The 17,342-nt window shown below is 71.9% G+C and carries 16 protein-coding genes and 1 riboswitch; of the genes, 5 read left to right on the top strand and 11 right to left on the bottom strand.

What is annotated here, in order from left to right; genetic code table 11:
• Nucleotides 1–304: 304 nt before the first annotated feature.
• From BMY40_RS19585 to BMY40_RS19565, 5 genes are all read right to left on the bottom strand, one after another.
• The gene (locus tag BMY40_RS19585) at nt 305–1,435 is read right to left on the bottom strand and encodes an SIS domain-containing protein (protein WP_093661389.1); all 1,131 of its coding nucleotides are present in this window, start codon (nt 1,433–1,435) and stop codon (nt 305–307) included.
• Nucleotides 1,436–1,479: 44 nt separating this feature from the next.
• Nucleotides 1,480–3,024, bottom strand: a complete 1,545-nt coding sequence (locus tag BMY40_RS19580; RefSeq protein ID WP_093661387.1) for a glycoside hydrolase family 3 protein — start codon at nt 3,022–3,024, stop codon at nt 1,480–1,482.
• Nucleotides 3,025–3,034: 10 nt separating this feature from the next.
• A complete protein-coding gene (locus tag BMY40_RS19575; protein WP_093661453.1) occupies nt 3,035–3,913 on the bottom strand; it encodes a carbohydrate ABC transporter permease in 879 nt (292 codons plus the stop codon).
• 29 nt (nt 3,914–3,942) lie between these two features.
• A complete protein-coding gene (locus BMY40_RS19570) occupies nt 3,943–4,947 on the bottom strand; it encodes a carbohydrate ABC transporter permease (protein ID WP_093661385.1) in 1,005 nt (334 codons plus the stop codon).
• A 121-nt stretch (nt 4,948–5,068) separates the two neighbouring features.
• Entirely contained in the window at nt 5,069–6,367 is a 1,299-nt protein-coding gene (locus BMY40_RS19565) for an extracellular solute-binding protein (RefSeq protein WP_093661383.1), read from the bottom strand.
• A 359-nt stretch (nt 6,368–6,726) separates the two neighbouring features.
• Between BMY40_RS19565 and BMY40_RS19560 the strand changes: the two genes are divergently transcribed.
• The 5 genes from BMY40_RS19560 to BMY40_RS19540 all read left to right on the top strand — a co-directional run bounded on the left by BMY40_RS19560 (nt 6,727) and on the right by BMY40_RS19540 (nt 12,422).
• The gene (locus BMY40_RS19560) at nt 6,727–7,521 is read left to right on the top strand and encodes a GntR family transcriptional regulator (RefSeq protein ID WP_177214068.1); all 795 of its coding nucleotides are present in this window, start codon (nt 6,727–6,729) and stop codon (nt 7,519–7,521) included.
• A 140-nt stretch (nt 7,522–7,661) separates the two neighbouring features.
• Nucleotides 7,662–7,976: a DUF3311 domain-containing protein gene (locus tag BMY40_RS19555; RefSeq protein WP_093661381.1), complete on the top strand. Its 315-nt coding sequence runs from the start codon at nt 7,662–7,664 to the stop codon at nt 7,974–7,976.
• A 45-nt stretch (nt 7,977–8,021) separates the two neighbouring features.
• Complete coding sequence (locus BMY40_RS19550; protein ID WP_093661379.1) at nt 8,022–8,549, top strand: GNAT family N-acetyltransferase; 528 nt, start codon at nt 8,022–8,024, stop codon at nt 8,547–8,549.
• A gap of 200 nt (nt 8,550–8,749) precedes the next feature.
• Nucleotides 8,750–8,894: riboswitch (cobalamin riboswitch) on the top strand.
• Nucleotides 8,895–9,015: 121 nt separating this feature from the next.
• Nucleotides 9,016–11,409 carry a ribonucleoside-diphosphate reductase subunit alpha gene (locus BMY40_RS19545; RefSeq protein WP_093661377.1) on the top strand — a complete coding sequence of 798 codons (2,394 nt, stop codon included), beginning with the start codon at nt 9,016–9,018 and terminating at the stop codon, nt 11,407–11,409.
• Nucleotides 11,400–12,422, top strand: a complete 1,023-nt coding sequence (locus tag BMY40_RS19540) for a ribonucleotide-diphosphate reductase subunit beta (RefSeq protein ID WP_093661375.1) — start codon at nt 11,400–11,402, stop codon at nt 12,420–12,422. The genes BMY40_RS19545 and BMY40_RS19540 overlap by 10 nt, the downstream gene beginning before the upstream one ends.
• 104 nt (nt 12,423–12,526) lie before the next feature.
• Here the strand turns inward: BMY40_RS19540 and BMY40_RS19535 are convergent, their stop codons facing one another.
• The 6 genes from BMY40_RS19535 to BMY40_RS19510 all read right to left on the bottom strand — a co-directional run bounded on the left by BMY40_RS19535 (nt 12,527) and on the right by BMY40_RS19510 (nt 17,142).
• Nucleotides 12,527–13,063 carry a hypothetical protein gene (locus tag BMY40_RS19535; RefSeq protein ID WP_093661373.1) on the bottom strand — a complete coding sequence of 179 codons (537 nt, stop codon included), beginning with the start codon at nt 13,061–13,063 and terminating at the stop codon, nt 12,527–12,529.
• A gap of 55 nt (nt 13,064–13,118) precedes the next feature.
• Nucleotides 13,119–13,856, bottom strand: coding sequence for a D-Ala-D-Ala carboxypeptidase family metallohydrolase (locus BMY40_RS19530; RefSeq protein ID WP_093661371.1), 738 nt, complete (start codon nt 13,854–13,856; stop codon nt 13,119–13,121).
• Nucleotides 13,857–14,023: 167 nt separating this feature from the next.
• The gene (gene def, locus BMY40_RS19525; protein ID WP_093661369.1) at nt 14,024–14,656 is read right to left on the bottom strand and encodes a peptide deformylase; all 633 of its coding nucleotides are present in this window, start codon (nt 14,654–14,656) and stop codon (nt 14,024–14,026) included.
• Between the two features lie 85 nt (nt 14,657–14,741).
• A complete protein-coding gene (locus BMY40_RS19520; protein WP_093661367.1) occupies nt 14,742–15,743 on the bottom strand; it encodes a tetratricopeptide repeat protein in 1,002 nt (333 codons plus the stop codon).
• A gap of 365 nt (nt 15,744–16,108) precedes the next feature.
• Nucleotides 16,109–16,474 carry a mycothiol system anti-sigma-R factor gene (gene rsrA / locus BMY40_RS19515; RefSeq protein WP_093661365.1) on the bottom strand — a complete coding sequence of 122 codons (366 nt, stop codon included), beginning with the start codon at nt 16,472–16,474 and terminating at the stop codon, nt 16,109–16,111.
• Nucleotides 16,471–17,142 carry a sigma-70 family RNA polymerase sigma factor gene (locus BMY40_RS19510; protein ID WP_165869470.1) on the bottom strand — a complete coding sequence of 224 codons (672 nt, stop codon included), beginning with the start codon at nt 17,140–17,142 and terminating at the stop codon, nt 16,471–16,473. Before BMY40_RS19510 ends, rsrA begins: the two co-directional genes overlap by 4 nt.
• Between the last annotated feature and the right edge of the window lie 200 nt (nt 17,143–17,342).

The raw sequence follows: 17,342 nt of genomic DNA, 5'->3' as shown, positions 1-17,342 counted from the left end.
ACAATGGCGGCAGGCTTCTGCCCTCCCCGCACAGGAGGGTGGAACGAGACCGGGCGCTCTCTGCCCTGACTGTGCCTGGTCTCCGATCGCTCCGGGCTGCGGTGCCGGACGGGTTGAGGGTCCCGTCCCGGCGCCGCGGCCCGCGGGTGTTCCACGGGCCTCTCAGAGCCTCCCGGGGCCTCCCGTCACCCCCGCCGTCTCCTGCTCGCTCCCGCCCGGCCCCGCTGCGCGCGTACGGAAGGCGAACGCGCGAGCGGCCGGACCCTGCGGAGAAGGTGCGGGGTCCGGCCGGGAAAAGGTGCGGTCAGCGGGTCTCGGTGACCTTCGCCAGGGCGCGGGGGGCGTCCGGGTCCTGGCCGCGGGCGATGGTCACCTCGTAGGCCAGCATCTGCAGCGGGAGGATCTCCAGGATCGGCTGGAGCTCCTCGGGCACGTCCCCGGTCGGCAGGACGAAGCCGGCGGAGGCCTCGGCCACCTGCCGTTCGGGGCCGATGACGACGAGGTCGGCGCCGCGGTCCTTCAGCCGGTCGAGGACGGGCTGGAGCGCCCGGCCGCCCCTGCCGTCGGTGACGATGGCGATCACCGGGGAGACGTTGTCGACCATCGCCAGCGGGCCGTGCAGCAGATCGGCGCCGGAGTAGGACAGGGCGGGGATGTAGCTGGTCTCCATCAGCTTCAGCGCCGCCTCCTTGGCCGTCGGGTAGCCGTAGCCGCGGGAGGTGATGACCATGCGCTCGGCGAAGCGGTAGCGGGCGGCCAGCCGCCTGACCTCGTCCCGGCGGGCCAGGACCGACTCGGCGAGGTCGGGCAGCGCCTTGGCCGCGCTGCCGAAGGCGCCGCCCGCGATGCCCCCGGTGCTCCCGGCACCCCCGTCACCGCCGGCGGCCCGCAGGCCCTCGACCAGGAGGTACAGGGACAGCAGTTCGGCGGTGTAGGTCTTGGTCGCGGGCAGCGCCCTCTCCGGGCCGGCCAGGATGTCGATGTGGAACTCGGCGGCCTCGGCCAGCGGGGAGCCGGGGTTGTTGGTCACCGCCAGGGTGACGGCTCCCGCCTCGCGCGCCGCCCGGGTGGAGGCGACCAGGTCGGGGGAGCCGCCGGACTGGCTGACGGCGATGACCAGGCAGTCGGTGAGGTCCTGCCGGGCCCCGTAGGCGGTGGTGGTGGACATGGAGGTGAGGCCGCAGGGTTTGCCCAGCTGGATCTCCAGCAGGTACTTCGCGTAGAGGGCGGCGTTGTCGGAGGTGCCGCGCGCGGTGAGCAGCACGAAGCGGGGTCCGCGCGCCGCGATGCGTTCGGCGGTCTCGCGGATCCCGGGCGCGCCCTCGTCGAGGATCCGCCGGAGCACGGCGGGCTGCTCGGCCATCTCGCCGGACATGATCCGGCCCGGCCGCTCACCGTGCGGTGCGGGGGTCGCGGCCGGGGTCGTGGCGGACATGCTGGGGGCCTCCCGTTGTCTGTGGTGCGTACGGTCCACGGAGCTCAGCCGTCGGTTCCCCGGCCGGCGATGACCTCCGCGGCGGCCCGTCCGCAGACGCGGGCGGCGCCGTGGGTCGCGATGTGGAGTGCTCCGGAAGGCGGTGCCTGGGGCAGGCCCATCTCGACCACGACCGTGTCCGGCCGGGCGGTGAGCAGGGCGTCCAGGGCGTCCGCCATCCAGGGGTGCCGGTGGACGTCGCGTACCACTGCGACGATCCTACGGCCGGCCGCCTCCTCCAGCACCTGTGCGGCCGGTCCGCCCTGCCCCGCCCGTTCGGCCCGCTCGCGGTTCCAGGAGCCGGTCGCGGTGCCCGGGAGCAGTTCCGCCAGTTCGGCGGCGAGGCCCCAGGGCGTCTCGTCGCCGACGGCGATGTTGGCCACGGGTGTGAAGGCGGCGACGTACGGCGGTCCGGTCAGGGGCGTGTGGTCCCGCCGGACGGTGACCTTCAGCGCGCGGCGGGCGGCCTCCAGCCCGACCCGGGGATCGGCGGGCGTCGCCTCCCCGGCGCGGGCGGACGCCTCGGCGGTCCAGCGGGCCAGGGCGCGGACCCGGTCGGCGGCGTCGGCGAGCCGTTCCTCGGACAGCTCGCCCTCGACCACGGCGCGCACCAGGGCGTCGCGCAGGCGCAGCACGGTCTCCTCGTCGGCCAGTCCCCCGCCGACGCAGAGGGCGTCCGCGCCCGCGGCGACGGCCAGGACGCTGCCGCGCTCGATGCCGTAGGTCCCCGCGATGGCCCGCATCTCCATGCCGTCGGTGACGATCAGGCCCTCGAAGCCGAGCCCGCCCTCGCTCCGGGGCGCGCGCAGCAGGCCGGTCAGGGCGGCGGGGCTGAGCGTCCCCGGAAGCGCCGGGTCCAGGGCGGGCAGCAGGATGTGCGCGCTCATCACGCACTTGCTGCCCGCGGCGACCGCCGCCCGGAACGGGACGAGCTCGCGCTCCGCGAGTGTGGCCAGGTCGGCGTCGATGCGCGGCAGGGCGTGGTGGGAGTCCACGCTGGTGTCGCCGTGCCCGGGGAAGTGCTTGGTGCAGGCGGCGACTCCGGCGGACTGCAGCCCCTCGACCCAGGCGGCGGTGTGCCGGGCCACCAGGTCCGGTGCGGAGCCGAAGGAGCGGACGCCGATGACCGGGTTGTCGGGGTTGGAGTTGACGTCGGCCGAGGGCGCCCAGTTGAGGTTGACCCCGCACTCGGCGAGCCTGCGCCCCAGTTCGCGGGCGACGGCGCGGGTCAGCGCGGTGTCGTCGACCGTGCCCAGGGCGTGGTTGCCGGGGAAGGACGACCCCGTGCGCGCCTCCAGCCGGGTGACGTCGCCGCCCTCCTCGTCGATGGCCACCAGTACGTCGGGGCGGACACCGCGCAGCTGGGCGGTGAGCGCGGCCAGCTGCGCGGGAGATGTGATGTTGCGGCCGAACAGGCCCACCGCGGCGAGCCCCTCGTCCAGCCGGCGCAGCAGCCAGCCGGGCGCGGTGGTGCCGGTGAAGCCCGGCTGGAGGACGGCCAGGGCGTTGCGGACCAGGGTGCTGCCGGTGGTGCCGGTGAGAGTCGTCATGGGAGCGACGTCATCCCTTCACTGCGCCGGAGGTGAGGCCCGTGGCCATCTTCTTCTGGAGGAGCATGAAGAAGATCACCACGGGGAGTGCGATGAGGACGGAACCCGCCATCAGGGCGCCGTAGTCCGTGCCGCGGTCGGTGGTGAAGTTCATCAGCCACACGTTGAGCGTGTACTTGTCGTTGTCCTGCAGCAGGATGTACGCGAACAGGTACTCGTTCCACGCGGTCACCAGGGCGAAGATGGACGCCGCCGCGAGACCCGGGGCGACCAGCGGGAAGATGACCCGCCAGAAGGCGCCCATCCGGGTGCAGCCGTCCACCATCGCGGCCTCCTCCAGCTCCTTGGGCACGTTGATCACGAAGCCGCGGATCATCCAGGTGGCGAAGGGCAGCACCGAGACCGTGTAGACGACGATCACGCCCCAGTACTCGTTGAGCGCGCCCAGGTTGTTGAGCTGGATGTAGATGGGGATGAGCATCGCGGTCGGCGGCAGCAGCTGGACGAGGATGAGGACCGTCATGAACGGCTTGCGGCCGTAGAAGTCGAAGCGGCCGATGGCGAACGCCGCGATGGTGCCGATGAAGATGGCGCCGGCCACCGAGGTGCCGCAGATGATCAGGCTGCTCTGGATGGCGGTCCAGAAGTTCGGGGACTCGGTGGCGCGGACGAAGTTGTCGAGGGTGAAGGAGGAGGGCCACAGCGTCTGGTCGTAGCTGCGGATCTCGCGGTTGGGCCGGAAGGCGCTGAGGACCAGCCAGTAGACCGGGAAGGCCATCACCGCGAAGGCGCACAGGCCCAGTACGTCGTACAGCAGGCGGCTGCGCCCCCGGTCCGGGCGCAGTTCGTACGCCGAGTCGTCGCCGGTGGCCGCCTCGGGAGCCGCCACGGGCGTGGTGGCGGGCGGGGTTGAGGTGCTCACTCGACCTCTCCTGTCTTCATCAGCTGACGCAGGTAGTACACGGCCACGCCGGAGAGCAGCAGCACGGTGATGAGCGCGATCGCCGTGCCCTGGCTGAACGAGGCGCTCTCGAACGCCTTGCTGAACGAGTACAGGCCCAGCAGCTCGTACTCGGGCTCCGGCTTGTTGGCGCGCATCAGGAAGATCTGGCCGAAGACGTTGAAGTCCCAGATCACCGAGAGGGTGGTCACCATCTGGAAGACCGGCTTGATCACCGGGAAGACCACGTGGCGGAAGACCCCGAGGGCGTTGGCGCCGTCGAGCCGGGCCGCCTCCTCCAGTTCCGCGGGCACCTGGGTGAGCGCGGCGTACAGGGTGATCACCACGAACGGGATCGCCCCCCACACGACCACCGCGCCGATGACGGTGAAGCCCTGCCAGGGTTCGAGGAACCAGTTGTGGCCCTGGAAGTCCACTCCGGGCAGTCTGCTCAGCAGGTTGTTGACCACGCCGTAGTCGGAGTCCGACAGCCAGCGGAAGATCGAGGTGGCCACCAGCAGCGGCATCGACCAGGCGGCCACCAGGGCCCCGGTCAGCAGCAGCCGCACCCAGGTGGACAGGCGCTGCATCAGCAGGGCCAGCCCCAGTCCCAGCCCCATGGTCGCCGTCACGCAGACCACCATGAACAGCACGGTGCGGACGGTGACCGCCCAGAAGTGGGGGTCGCCCAGGATGTTGGTGAACTGCTCGAAGCCCACCCACGGCGGGGTGGTGCCGCCCCACAGGTGCGCGCGGCGCATGTCCTGGAAGGACATGATCACCGTCTTCACCAGCGGGTAGGCGAAGACGGCGCCGACCGCGACGATCGCCGGGGCGATCAGCAGGTACGGCAGTCTCGCGCTCTTGCCCCGCCCGCTTCGCGGACGGCCCGGGGAGGGGCGGGACGGCCGGGGCGGCTTCGGCCCGGGACGGTGCGGTACGGCCGCCGGCGGATCGGCGGCTTTGGTGTCGGCGGCGGTCACGGCGCTGGCCTTCCGTTCGTTCTCTTCACCGAAGGGCGGGGGCGGAGGATGCGAGGGCGTCCTCCGCCCTCCGCGGAATGCGCCGGAAGGCCCCGGGGTCGAGGGGCCTTCCGGCACGTTCTCAGGCCTCGTTGTTGATCAGTTCGTCGATCTTCTTGTCGGCCCTCTCGGTGGCGTCGGCCACCGAGGTGCCCTTGAGGACCTCCAGCAGCATGTTCTCCAGCACGTTCTGGCTCTCGATCGCGGTCCAGCCGGGGGCGATCGGGGTGAACCAGGCGTCCGGGACCGCGTTGGCGATCGGGGCGGTCTCGGGCTTGTCCTTCAGCGGCTCGAGCTGCTTGGTGTTGTTCGGCAGGATGTTCTTGGAGGCCAGGACCTCCATCGACTTCTCGCTGGTGAACATCGAGACCCAGTCCTTGGCCAGGTCCTGGACCTCGGACTTCTGGACCACCGCGAGGTCGGAGCCGCCGATGAAGGACGGCAGCGCCTTGCCGTTGGGGCCGGGCATTCCGGCGGTGGCGATCTTGCCCTCCAGCTCCGGGTTGCCGTTCTCGCCCTCGACGACGCTGCCGGCCTCCCACCCGTTGCCGTAGATCAGCGCGGCCTTCTCGTTGGCCATCACATTGGCGTGGTCCTGCTCGTCCTTGGTCCGGTCGCCGTTGTTGTACTCCTTGACCAGGTCGATGAAGTGCTGGATGCCCTTGCGCGCCTCGGGGGTGCTCAGGGTGGCCTTCCACTCGCCCTTGCCCTCGTCGTACTCGGCGATCTGCCCGCCGTACGCGGCGACGTAGGACATGGCGGCGTACCAGTAGCGGCCGGGCAGGTAGAGGGAGGAGAAGGCCTTGTCGTCGCCGTACTCCTTCGCGACCTCGTCCAGCGCCTTCTTCAGCTCGTCCTCGGTCTGCGGCAGTTCCTTGGTCCCCGCGCCCTTGTCGAACATCTCCTGGTTGAAGATCGCGACGCGCGCCCCGGCGTAGTAGGGGACGCAGTAGAGCTTGCCCTCGAAGGAGCAGGTGTCCTTCAGTCCCTGGATCCAGGTGTCGGAGTTGTCGTACTGCTCCGGGTCGATCTCGGCGAGGGCCCCGTTGAGGATGTAGGTCATGGTCTCGGTGTTGCCGAGCTCGACCACGTCGGGGAACTTGTCACCGCCCAGCGCCGCGTCGAGCTTCTTGGCCTTGTCGCCCCACTGCTGGTACTGGACCTTGACCTTGACCTTCGGGTACTTCTTCTTGAACTGGGCGTTGACGTCCTCGACCAGCTCGGGCCAGGTGCTCTGGGCGTCGTTCATCAGCCAGACGGTGAGCGTCTCGTTCCGCTCCTTGGGATCCTTGGAGGAGTTGTCCTCGCCGCCCCCGCCGCAGGCGACGAGACCGGTCGTCATCGCCACGGCGCCGATCGCCGCTACGAGCTTGCGCTTCACGTGCTTCTCCTTCGGGATGCCGGAAATCCCCCGCCCACCGCTCGGGATCTCCGCTCCCGCCGGATGGCCGCTTCTGCCGTACCTCGTGTGCACGGCGGCGCGGGATGCGCCGGCGTGCGACGAGTACTGCCCGTGGGGCTGGGCCGGCCTGTAGTGGTTTAGACCAGTGCCCGCAGCTTGGCCTAGACCTATATCGCTGTCAACGGTGTATAAAGCTCGCGGTCGCATCCGTTACCGGACCGACATCTGAGCCGGGACGCCCCCGGGGACGGCTGCCGTGCCACGATGTGATCCGCTACGTACGGAGGAAGCCGGTGACGGCACTGGAGAAGTCACGACACGAGTCGGGAAGGCGCGCGATGGAGAGCGACGGGGCCACGAACACCGCTGCCGGCGCGGGCGCCCGCTCCGCCGGGGGCGGCGGCGCCGGGCGCACCGCGCGCGTGCCCAAGTACTACCGGCTCAAGCGCCACCTGCTGGAGATGACCGAGACGATGCCCCCGGGCACCCCGGTCCCACCGGAGCGCACGCTCGCCGGCGAGTTCGACACCTCCCGCACCACAGTGCGCCAGGCGCTCCAGGAACTGGTGGTCGAGGGGCGGCTGGAGCGCATCCAGGGCAAGGGCACCTTCGTGGCCAAGCCCAAGGTCGCCCAGGCGCTCCAACTCACCTCCTACACCGAGGACATGCGAGCCCAGGGCCTGGAGCCCACCTCCCAGTTGCTGGACATCGGCTACGTCACCGCCGACGACCGGCTCGCCGGGCTGCTGGACATCCCCTCCGGGGACCGCGTCCTGCGGATCGAGCGGCTGCGGCTGGCCAGCGGCGAGCCGATGGCCATCGAGACCACGCACCTGTCGCAGAAGCGCTTCCCGGCCCTGCGCCGCAGCCTGGTGAAGTACTCCTCCCTCTACACGGCCCTGGCCGAGGTGTACGACGTCCACCTCGCCGAGGCGGAGGAGACCATCGAGACCTCCCTGGCCACCCCGCGCGAGGCGGGCCTGCTGGGCACGGACGTCGGCCTGCCGATGCTGATGCTCTCCCGGCATTCGCGCGACACCGAGGGCGAGCCGGTGGAGTGGGTGCGCTCGGTCTACCGCGGCGACCGCTACAAGTTCGTCGCCCGCCTCCAGCGCCCCGGCCGGGGGCGGTGAGCCGGGGGCGGGAAGGCAGGGGCCGGGAAGGCGGGCCGCTCCTCCGCCCGGCCGGCATCCGCGGCACCGGTGACACGGGGCGGGCCGTCGGCCCGGATTCCCCGACGCCTCCACGGCGACCTCGAGGATGGAGCGCAGCGATGCCCGCACCACCGGAGAACTCCGGGCCCCTCCCACTCGTCACACCGGCACGCGTGGTGATCGGCCTCTGCCTGCTCGCTCCCTTCGTCGCGATGCTGTGGGTCGGCTCGTACGCCAGGACGGAGCCGACGCTCGCCGGGATGCCCTTCTTCTACTGGTACCAGATGCTCTGGGTGCCCGTCTGCGCCGTGCTGACGTCCGTGGCGTACGTACTGGTGCGGCGTGAGCGGGCGGCACGGCGCGGTGCGGAACGCGGGGAGGGGCGGGGGCGGGGGCGCCCGGGAACGGGGGAGGGCGAAGACCGCCACCGGTGAAAAGCCGTTGCGCCGCCGCACGCGGGACGCCCCATGATGAGCGCCATGGACATCACCGTCAGGGCCGCGCGCCCGTACGAGTACGAGGCCGTCGGAGAGTTGACGGCCGGGGTGTACCTGGGGGACGGCCTGCTGGACTTCGGTCGGCGGGACCCCTACCTCGCCGTGCTGCGCGACGCCCGGCACCGGGCCGAGCACGCCGAGCTGCTGGTGGCCGCGGAACCCGCCGGCTCCGGCGCGGACGAGGGCGCCGGCGGCGAGGTGCTGGGCACCGTCACCTTCGCGGTGTACGGCGGCGAGTACGCGGAGATCGCGCGCCCCGGAGAGGGGGAGTTCCGGACGCTGGCGGTACGCCCGGACGCACGCGGCCGGGGCGTGGGCGAGGCCCTGGTGCGCGAGTGCGTGGACCGGGCCCGCGCCCTGGGCCTGGAGCGGCTGGTGCTCTCCAGTCAGCACATGATGCACGCCGCCCACCGCCTCTACGGGCGGCTGGGATTCGTCCGCACCCCCGACCGCGACTGGTGTCCCGTCGAGAACGTTCCCCTGCTCACCTTCGCCCTGGCGGTGCGGTGACCGTGCGGTGGCACGCGCCTTCCCCGTGGCCGCCGAGGGGCTCGGGGGATCCCCGCCGGGGAGGGCGGCGCGGAGCGCCGTCGCCGCCCTCCCCGGCCCGCAGGAGGTCCCCGAGGACCGTCAGCGGATTCCCCGCGTCCATCACCCGGACACCCCTCAACACAACATGTAGGGGTGCTGGACCGAAGCGGCACAAGATGTATGCTCATCTCGCTGTCGCCGCAGGGGAATCCGGTGTGAGTCCGGAGCTGTCCCGCAACGGTGTGCGACGGGCCGCCCCCATGTCGTCCGCACGGGCCGCGGCCCGCCGCGAGTCCGATTACCTGCCGACGGTGTTCAGTCACGTCCGGGTCTCGTGGGTTGGGCCGGCGGACGCGTGCGGTGCGCCCCCTTCCGGCCGGGTGCGCCCGTAAGCGCCTGTCGCACCTTCCCCCGGGGCCGCCGGCCCACGAGGGAGAACACCGAAGTGACCATCTCATCAGCGGAGCCCGTCACGGCCCCCGCAGCGGGGGACGACCGCCCCGGCACCGCGCTGCTGCGCACCCTGACCGAGCTCGCCGCCGACCTGCCCGCCACCGACCCCGGCCGGGTCGCCGCCGCCGCGCTGCGCGGGCGCCACCCCGGCGCGGACGAGGCCCGGTTGCGGTCCCTGGCGGCCGAGGCCGCGGCCGGCCTCGTCGCCGAGGAGCCGGAGTACTCGCGGCTCGCGGCGCGGCTGCTCGCCCAGGCGATCCGCCGGGAGGCGGCCCGCCAGGGCGCGGTGTCGTTCCCGGCGTCGGTCGCGACCGGTCACCGCCTGGGGCTGATCGCCGACCGCACGGCCGCGTTCGTCGCCGGGCACGCGGAGCGGCTCGACGCGCTGGCCGAGGAGGCCGTCGCCGGCGGAGCCGACGACCGCTTCGGCTACTTCGGGCTGCGCACGCTCCACTCCCGCTACCTGCTGCGCCACCCGGTGACCCGCGATGTGATCGAGACGCCGCAGCACTTCCTGCTGCGCGTGGCCTGCGGACTGGCCGACGAATCCTCCGGGCGCGCGCTGGAGGAGGTGGCCGAGCTGTACCGGCTCACCAGCACGCTCTCCTACCTCCCCTCCTCCCCCACCCTGTTCAACTCCGGCACCCGGCACCCCCAGATGTCGTCCTGCTACCTGCTGGACTCCCCCCGGGACGAGCTGGACTCGCTCTACGAGCGGTACCACCAGGTCGCGCGCCTGTCGAAGCACGCCGGCGGCATCGGGCTGTCGTTCTCGCGGATCCGTTCGCGGGGGTCGCTCATCCGCGGCACCAACGGCCACTCCGGCGGCATCGTGCCGTTCCTCAAGACCCTGGACGCCTCGGTCGCGGCCGTCAACCAGGGCGGCCGGCGCAAGGGCGCGGCCTGCGTCTACCTGGAGACCTGGCACGCGGACGTCGAGGAATTCCTCGAACTGCGCGACAACACCGGCGAGGAGGCCCGCCGCACCCACAACCTCAACATCGCCCACTGGATCCCGGACGAGTTCATGCGCCGGGTCGAGGCGGACGCCGACTGGTCGCTGTTCTCCCCCTCCGACGTCCCCGAGCTGGTCGACCTGTGGGGCAAGGAGTTCGACGCCGCCTACCGCCGCGCGGAGACGGCCGGACTGGCGGTGAGGACGCTCCCGGCCCGCACCGTCTACGCCCGGATGATGCGCACCCTCGCCCAGACCGGCAACGGCTGGATGACGTTCAAGGACACCTCCAACCGCACGGCCAACCAGACCGCCGAGCCGGGCAACGTCGTCCACTCCTCCAACCTCTGCACCGAGATCCTGGAGGTCACCGACGACGGCGAGACGGCCGTGTGCAACCTGGGCTCGGTGAACCTCGCGGCCCACCTGCGCGCCGGCGCCGACGGGGAGCCGCGCCCCGGCGAGGAGCTGGACTGGGAACGGCTGGACGCCACCGTCCGCACCGCCGTGCTCTTCCTCGACCGCGTGGTGGACGTCAACCACTACCCCACCGGGCAGGCCGCCGCCTCCAACTCCCGCTGGCGCCCGGTGGGTCTGGGCCTGATGGGCCTGCAGGACGTGTTCTTCCGGCTGCGCCTGCCCTTCGACTCCCCCGGGGCGCGGCGGCTGTCCACCCGGATCTCCGAGCGGATCATGCTCGCCGCCTACGAGGCGTCCGCAGACCTCGCCGAGCGCCACGGCCCGCACCCGGCCTGGTCCGCGACCCGTGCCGCCCGCGGGGTGCTCCACCCCGACCACTATCCGGACGCGGAGATCACCTGGCCGCGGCGCTGGGCCGCGCTGCGGGAGCGGATCGCCGCCACGGGCCTGCGCAACTCCCTGCTGCTGGCCGTCGCCCCGACCGCGACCATCGCCTCGATCGCGGGCGTCCACGAGTGCGTCGAGCCCCAGGTCTCCAACCTCTTCAAGCGCGAGACGCTCAGCGGCGAGTTCCTCCAGGTGAACTCCTACCTGGTGGCGGACCTCAAGCGGCTGGGCCTGTGGGACGAGCGCACCCGCGAGGCGCTGCGCGAGTCGAACGGCTCGGTGGCGGAGCTGTCCTGGATCCCGGAGGACGTCCGCGCGCTGTACCGCACGGCCTGGGAGATCCCGCAGCGCGCCCTGATCGACATGGCGGCCGACCGCACCCCGTTCCTGGACCAGAGCCAGTCGCTCAACCTGTTCATGGAGACGCCCACCATCGGCCGGCTCAGCTCAATGTACGCCTACGCCTGGAAGCGCGGCCTGAAGACCACGTACTACCTGCGCTCGCGCCCCGCGACCCGCATCGCGCGGGCGGCCCGGGCCGCCGCACCCGCACAGGCGGCCCCGGACCCCGAAGCGACCGCCTGCTCCCTGGAGAACCCCGAGTCCTGCGAGGCATGCCAGTGACCACCACCCGCCCCCGGAACCTGCTGGACCCGGGCTTCGAGCTCACCCTGCGCCCGATGCGCTACCCGGCCTTCTACGAGCGCTACCGCGACGCGATCAGGAACACCTGGACCGTGGAGGAGGTGGACCTCCACTCCGACGTGGCCGACCTCGCGAAGCTCTCCCCGGGCGAGCGGCACCTGATCGGGCGGCTGGTCGCGTTCTTCGCCACCGGCGACTCGATCGTGGCCAACAACCTGGTGCTGACCCTCTACAAGCACATCAACTCCCCCGAAGCCCGGCTCTACCTCAGCCGGCAGCTCTTCGAGGAGGCCGTGCACGTCCAGTTCTACCTGACCCTGCTGGACACCTACCTCCCCGATCCCGACGACCGCGCCGCCGCCTTCGCCGCAGTGGAGAACATCCCCTCCATCCGCGAGAAGGCCGGGTTCTGCTTCAGGTGGATCGACGAGGTCGAGAGGATCGACCGGCTGGAGGACCGGGCCGACCGCCGCCGGTTCCTGCTGAACCTGATCTGCTTCGCGGCGTGCATCGAGGGCCTGTTCTTCTACGGCGCCTTCGCCTACGTCTACTGGTTCCGCTCGCGCGGCCTGCTGCACGGCCTGGCCACCGGCACCAACTGGGTCTTCCGCGACGAGTCGATGCACATGTCGTTCGCCTTCGACGTGGTCGACACCGTACGCCGGGAGGAGCCGGAGCTGTTCGACGACGAGCTGCGGCGGCAGGTCGAGGAGATGCTGGAGGAGGCCGTCGAGGCCGAGCTGCAGTTCGCCCGCGACCTGTGCGGCGAGGGCCTGCCGGGGATGAACACCGAGTCGATGCGCGAGTACCTGCGGTGCGTGGCGGACCAGCGTCTGGTCCGGCTGGGCTTCCCCGCCCGCTACGGCGCCGGCAACCCGTTCTCGTTCATGGAGCTGCAGGACGTCCAGGAGCTGACCAACTTCTTCGAGCGCCGCGCCTCGGCCTACCAGGTCGCGGTGGAGGGCTCGGTCTCCTTCGACGACGACTTCTGACGGCGCTTCCGGAAAGCGGCTTCCGGGCCCTCGACCCCGCGGACGCGCGTGTTCCCGGGCCCGCGCGGGCCCGGGAACACGCGGATGGGGGGAGCGGTGGCCCGTCAGCAGCCGCCGCAGTTGTAGTACGTCACGTCCCAGTGGTTGCTCTCGCGGTAGTAGACGTTCCCCGAGCCCGACTGGTACTTGCTGCCGCCTATGTAGGTGAAGCGGCTGGTGATGTAGTTGTTCAGGCAGGTGGAGAGGCTGTAGTCCAGCTTGTAGCCGTTCCAGTGGCTGTACGTCCCGCTCGCGTGGCCGGTCTCCGTGCCGCCCGTGACGTTGAGGGCGCAGCCGCTGGCGCTCTTGAGCGTCTCCGCCCCCTGCACCGTGGCCAGGTTGATCTGCTCGAACGAGGTGCAGGTGGAGTTGTAGCGGTCCGAGCAGCCGCCGCTGGAGGACCAGGTGATGCCCGCCGCGCGGAAGCGGCTGGTCGCCTGGGAGTGCGTCAGCTTGGTGACCAGGGCCGCCGCGGGAGCCTGGGCGGACACCCCGCCCGGGGCCGCCGCGGCCGGGGTGGCCTGGGCGGCACCCGGCAGGGCCAGGAGCGCCAGCGACAGCACCGGGACGCCGATCGCCGCACGCCACAGTGACTTCTTCATGGGGGGACCTTTCCGTGGGGGAGGAGGCCGTGCCGTGTCGTGGGGGGGCGCGGGCTCAGATGCCGCAGCTGGGCGCCGACCAGTAGCGGCTGGAGCGGTGGTCGACGTGGGTGTGGTCGTTGTGGCCGGGGTAGCCCGGGCCGAGGATGCCGTTGAAGCCGTGGTAGCGGGCCTGCTGCGCCATCCTGCACAGGGTGTGCGAGCCGACGCCGAGGTCGACACCGTCACCGTAGAGGTGGCGGCTGTTGGAGGAGCCGCCCACCGCGCTGTTGCAGGAGTAGGAGCGGAAGCCGCTGGTCACCCGGATCGGCGCGTCGCCCAGGGCGTGGCGCATGGCCTCCAGCTTCCACATGGAGATCAGGGCGTTGCGCTTGGCCGTCGCCGCGCTCACCGCGCCGCCGCTCCAGGTGGAGTTGCACTGGTTCAGCTCGGCGTAGGAGAAGTGGGCCGGGGTGCAGTCGGCGTCCTGGAGCGCGTAGATCTTGCTGAAGGTCTGCGGGCCGGCGACGCCGTCGGCCGACAGGCCGTACGCCGCCTGGAACCTCTTGACGGCCGCGGCGGTGGCCGGGCCGTAGGAGCCGTCGATGGCGAGCACGCTGCCGTAACCGGGGTAGCCGGAGACGCGGACCTGGAGTTCGGCGACGTCCGAGCCGGACATGCCCTGGGAGAGGGTGCGGTTCCAGGTGTAGCACTCGTCGGCGTGGGCGGTGCCCGCGGTGGTGACCGTGCCGACCAATGCGGCTGCCGCGATCATGACAACACTGAGGATGAGACGGACGGTGCCTCTGAGCATGGTGCCTCCGTGTCGGAACAGTGGGGCCTCCGAGAGTGGCGGAGGAGATCTACCCGCGTCAACACGCTTCCGGAAATGCCAATGGGCGGGCCTCTGAAGGCCCGCCCACCGTCACACTCCGTTCACCGCCGGCCGGGAGACCGCAGCCGGAGGCCGAAGCCGACCGCTCAGTCGTTGGGCACCGTCTCGTAGCGCGGGGTGTTCTCGGCCATCTGCCGCAGGACGTCCTTGCGCTCGCGCTTGGAGAGGCGGTCGATGTAGAGGCGGCCGTAGAGGTGGTCCGTCTCGTGCTGCAGGCAGCGCGCGAAGTACCCGGTGCCCCGCACCGTGATCGGCCTGCCCTCGGCGTCCTGCCCGCGCACGACGGCGTAGTCGGGGCGCGCGAGCGAGGCGTACGCGCCCGGCACCGACAGGCAGCCCTCGCCCGAGTCGTCCAGCACCCGGCGTTCGGCGGGCAGTTCCTCCAGCACGGGGTTGCACACGACGCCGACGTGCCGCACGCCCTCGTCGTCAGGGCAGTCGTAGACGAAGACCTTCAGGTCGACACCGATCTGGTTGGCGGCCAGGCCGACGCCCTCCGCCGCGCGCTGACTGGCGAACATGTCGTCGACCAGCTTGGCCAGTTCGCCGTCGAACTCGGTGACGTCCCTGCACTCCCTGTGCAGCACCGGGTTGCCGACGACGGTGATCGGACGGGCGGTGCCGCGCTCGCGGTGGGCCCGCTCGCGCTCCTCGCAGTCCTCCGTGTCGACGACGAACCCCTCGTCGTCCACCCGCTGCCCGGTCTCGTGCTCCGCCATCTTCGCCGTACGCCTTCCTCGGTGCTCCACCACAACCCGTACAGAGTACGGGCAGACCCCCGGCCCCGTGTGCGGCCGGCCGGTCTCAGCAGACCTCTTCCAGGTCCCGCCACTCGCGGGTGTCAGGGCTGTCGGCGACCCAGCCGTCCAGCAGCCCGCGCACCAGGGAGGCCGGGGCCGCCAGACCGCACTCGCGCTCGGGCACCCACAGCTCCCCCGACGTCATGTGCCCCAGCGGCCCCGGGTGTCCGGGCACGCTGTGGTCGTGCGGATCGTGCCGGGGCGCGCCCTCGCCCTCGTCGCTGGGCATCCGGCTCTCCGAGCAGGAGCGGCACAGCAGCCGCACCGACGAGGACCAGTCCTCGGCCGCGAAGCCCGCGTCCGCCGCCAGCGCCTCCAGCGCGTCCCGGTCCGCCTCGGTCGCCGCCTCCAGCAGCACCACCCAGGTGGGCACCGGCGAGGGCGCCCAGAGTTCTATCTCGTCGAAGACCGGATAGGCGTGGCCCGCGGCGGTGGTCCGCTCGCCGTGCGGGACCCCGTCGTGCAGCACCACCTCGCCCCAGCGGCGCCCGGAGGACGGCAGCGGGATGTTCTGCACCTCGATGCGGGCCGGGTCCAGCCGCCGTCCCCACACCACCTCGGCCTCGCCCTCCGGTGACAGGCGCACCGCGGCGCTGCCCAGCTCCATGCCGACCGGCGGGCCGGCATGGAGCTGGGCGCCGCCGGCGGCCGGCGCCTCCGGCACCCGCAGGCCGTACGCCTGCCAGGCGCGCCGGGCCAGGGCCCAGTCCTGCAGCGCGGTGGCCGCGATGCCCACGTTCCACCAGTCGGGCGCCCCGACCGACCGGTCCAGGAGCGCGACCGCGCGCAGTCCGGCGGCACGCGCCTGCTCCCAGTCGTGCCGGAACTTGTGCAGCAGCGCGAGGTTGAACCAGGACTCCGACAGCCACGGCTCCAGGTCGGCGGCACGGGTCAGCAGCGTGCCGGCGTCCTCGTAGCGTCCGTCACCGATGAGCGTGAACGCGCGGTCGGTGACCACCCGCCAGTCGGCGGAGGGCCGGTGCCTTGCCTTGCCGAAGATCCTCACGATGTTCCCGCCTGACTCCCGCCTGCTGCTCCCGACCGTCCTCGCGGCCGTCTTCTCGCGGTCCCCGCCGCGGTGTCCGTGCCGCGATCTTCTCCCAGCCGCGGTTCCCGGTTCGCATCCAACCATGCCCACCCGGGTGCGCGCTCATTACCCGTCGGTCGTAGGGGCGGTGAGCGGCCGGCGGCAGGGGGGCACGCCCGGCGCGGCGGCGCGCGAGGGCCTTCGGCCGCCCGTGTCACGGCAGGCGGAAGCCGGGCGGATTAGCACGTTCGGGTGATGCGGTGGAGACACGGGGCGGCGGGCAGGGGTCAGGGCCGGTGCGGGGTGCGGTGCGGAATGCGGGGCCGGCCGCGCACCGGCGGCCCTCAGGCCGTTTCCCCGCAGCCCTCGCCGGCCTCGCCGCCCGGGCTCGCGAGGGGAGCGGTGCGGGGACGGCCCGCCGCGGGCTCCACCACGGGCTGCTCCGGCACGGCCTGCCCGGCACGGATCACCTCGATGCGGCCCATCACCTTGGACCGCAGGTCACCGGGCACCTCGTCATGGCCGCAGCACCGCTTGACCAGCTTCTTCACGGCCTGCTCCAGGCCGTACTTCTCCAGGCACGGCGAGCACTCCTCGAAGTGCTCCCTGAACTTCGTCAGGTCGCCGTCGGGCATCTCGCGGTCCAGGTACTCGTACAGGTGGTCCAGGACCTCAGCGCAGTCCGTCTCGTGCGGCTCTCCGCAACTCATGAGCCCGAGCCTTTCCGGTCGTGCGACTCCTCGGGCGCGGCGGCGCCGTTCGCGCCCGCCGGGACCAGCCCGCGCTCGCGGGCGTAGTCCTCCAGCATGCCGCGCAACTGCCGGCGACCGCGGTGCAGACGGGACATCACCGTGCCGATGGGTGTCCCCATGATGTCCGCGATCTCCTTGTACGCAAACCCCTCGACGTCCGCGAGGTAGACCGCGATCCGGAACTCCTCGGGGATGGCCTGGAGCGCCTCCTTCACGTCCGAGTCGGGCAGCCGGTCCAGCGCCTGCGACTCGGCCGAGCGCAGCCCGGTCGACATGTGCGACTCGGCGCGGGCGAGCTGCCAGTCCTCGATCTCCTCGGCCGCGCTGCGCTGCGGTTCGCGCTGCTTCTTGCGGTACGAGTTGATGAAGGTGTTGGTGAGGATGCGGTACAGCCACGCCTTGAGGTTGGTGCCCTCGCGGAACTGGTGGAAGGACGCGTACGCCTTGGCGTACGTCTCCTGCACCAGGTCCTCCGCGTCCGCGGGGTTGCGCGTCATGCGCAGCGCGGCGGAGTACATCTGGTCCAGGAAGGCGAGGGCGTCCCGTTCGAAGCGCGCGTTCCGTTCGGCGTCCGTCTCCACGGGTTCCCTGGGCGCAGCGTCGTCGGTCGCGGCGACCGGACCCACCTCCTCCGATGCGGCTTCGAGTCCGTTGCCGGACCCATTCGAACCGGAGAATAGACGACGGTCCGTCCTCTCCGCCGTCCGGAAGGGGGCCTCCCCGACGGGTCCGGCGAGCCTCAGTGTCGCCCAGTCCACCTGGGCGGCTGTGGCACGGGTACCCACAGGGCGGGACGGGCATGCGATCGAACCCATGTCGGGTGGAC

This window comes from Streptomyces radiopugnans (assembly GCF_900110735.1).
Lineage (GTDB): Bacteria > Actinomycetota > Actinomycetes > Streptomycetales > Streptomycetaceae > Streptomyces > Streptomyces radiopugnans.
Note: the sequence above shows the minus strand (reverse complement) of the source record. Positions and strands in the feature narration are given on the sequence as shown.

Coding starts and splice junctions, on each gene's coding strand:
- BMY40_RS19530 (WP_093661371.1), bottom strand. CDS start 13,856: ATGCTCAGAGGCACCGTCCGTCTCATCCTCAGTGTTGTCATGATCGCG.
- def (WP_093661369.1), bottom strand. CDS start 14,656: ATGGCGGAGCACGAGACCGGGCAGCGGGTGGACGACGAGGGGTTCGTC.
- BMY40_RS19540 (WP_093661375.1), top strand. CDS start 11,400: ATGCCAGTGACCACCACCCGCCCCCGGAACCTGCTGGACCCGGGCTTC.
- BMY40_RS19555 (WP_093661381.1), top strand. CDS start 7,662: ATGCCCGCACCACCGGAGAACTCCGGGCCCCTCCCACTCGTCACACCG.
- BMY40_RS19580 (WP_093661387.1), bottom strand. CDS start 3,024: ATGACGACTCTCACCGGCACCACCGGCAGCACCCTGGTCCGCAACGCC.
- BMY40_RS19535 (WP_093661373.1), bottom strand. CDS start 13,063: ATGAAGAAGTCACTGTGGCGTGCGGCGATCGGCGTCCCGGTGCTGTCG.
- rsrA (WP_093661365.1), bottom strand. CDS start 16,474: ATGAGTTGCGGAGAGCCGCACGAGACGGACTGCGCTGAGGTCCTGGAC.
- BMY40_RS19550 (WP_093661379.1), top strand. CDS start 8,022: ATGGACATCACCGTCAGGGCCGCGCGCCCGTACGAGTACGAGGCCGTC.
- BMY40_RS19560 (WP_177214068.1), top strand. CDS start 6,727: ATGGAGAGCGACGGGGCCACGAACACCGCTGCCGGCGCGGGCGCCCGC.
- BMY40_RS19585 (WP_093661389.1), bottom strand. CDS start 1,435: ATGTCCGCCACGACCCCGGCCGCGACCCCCGCACCGCACGGTGAGCGG.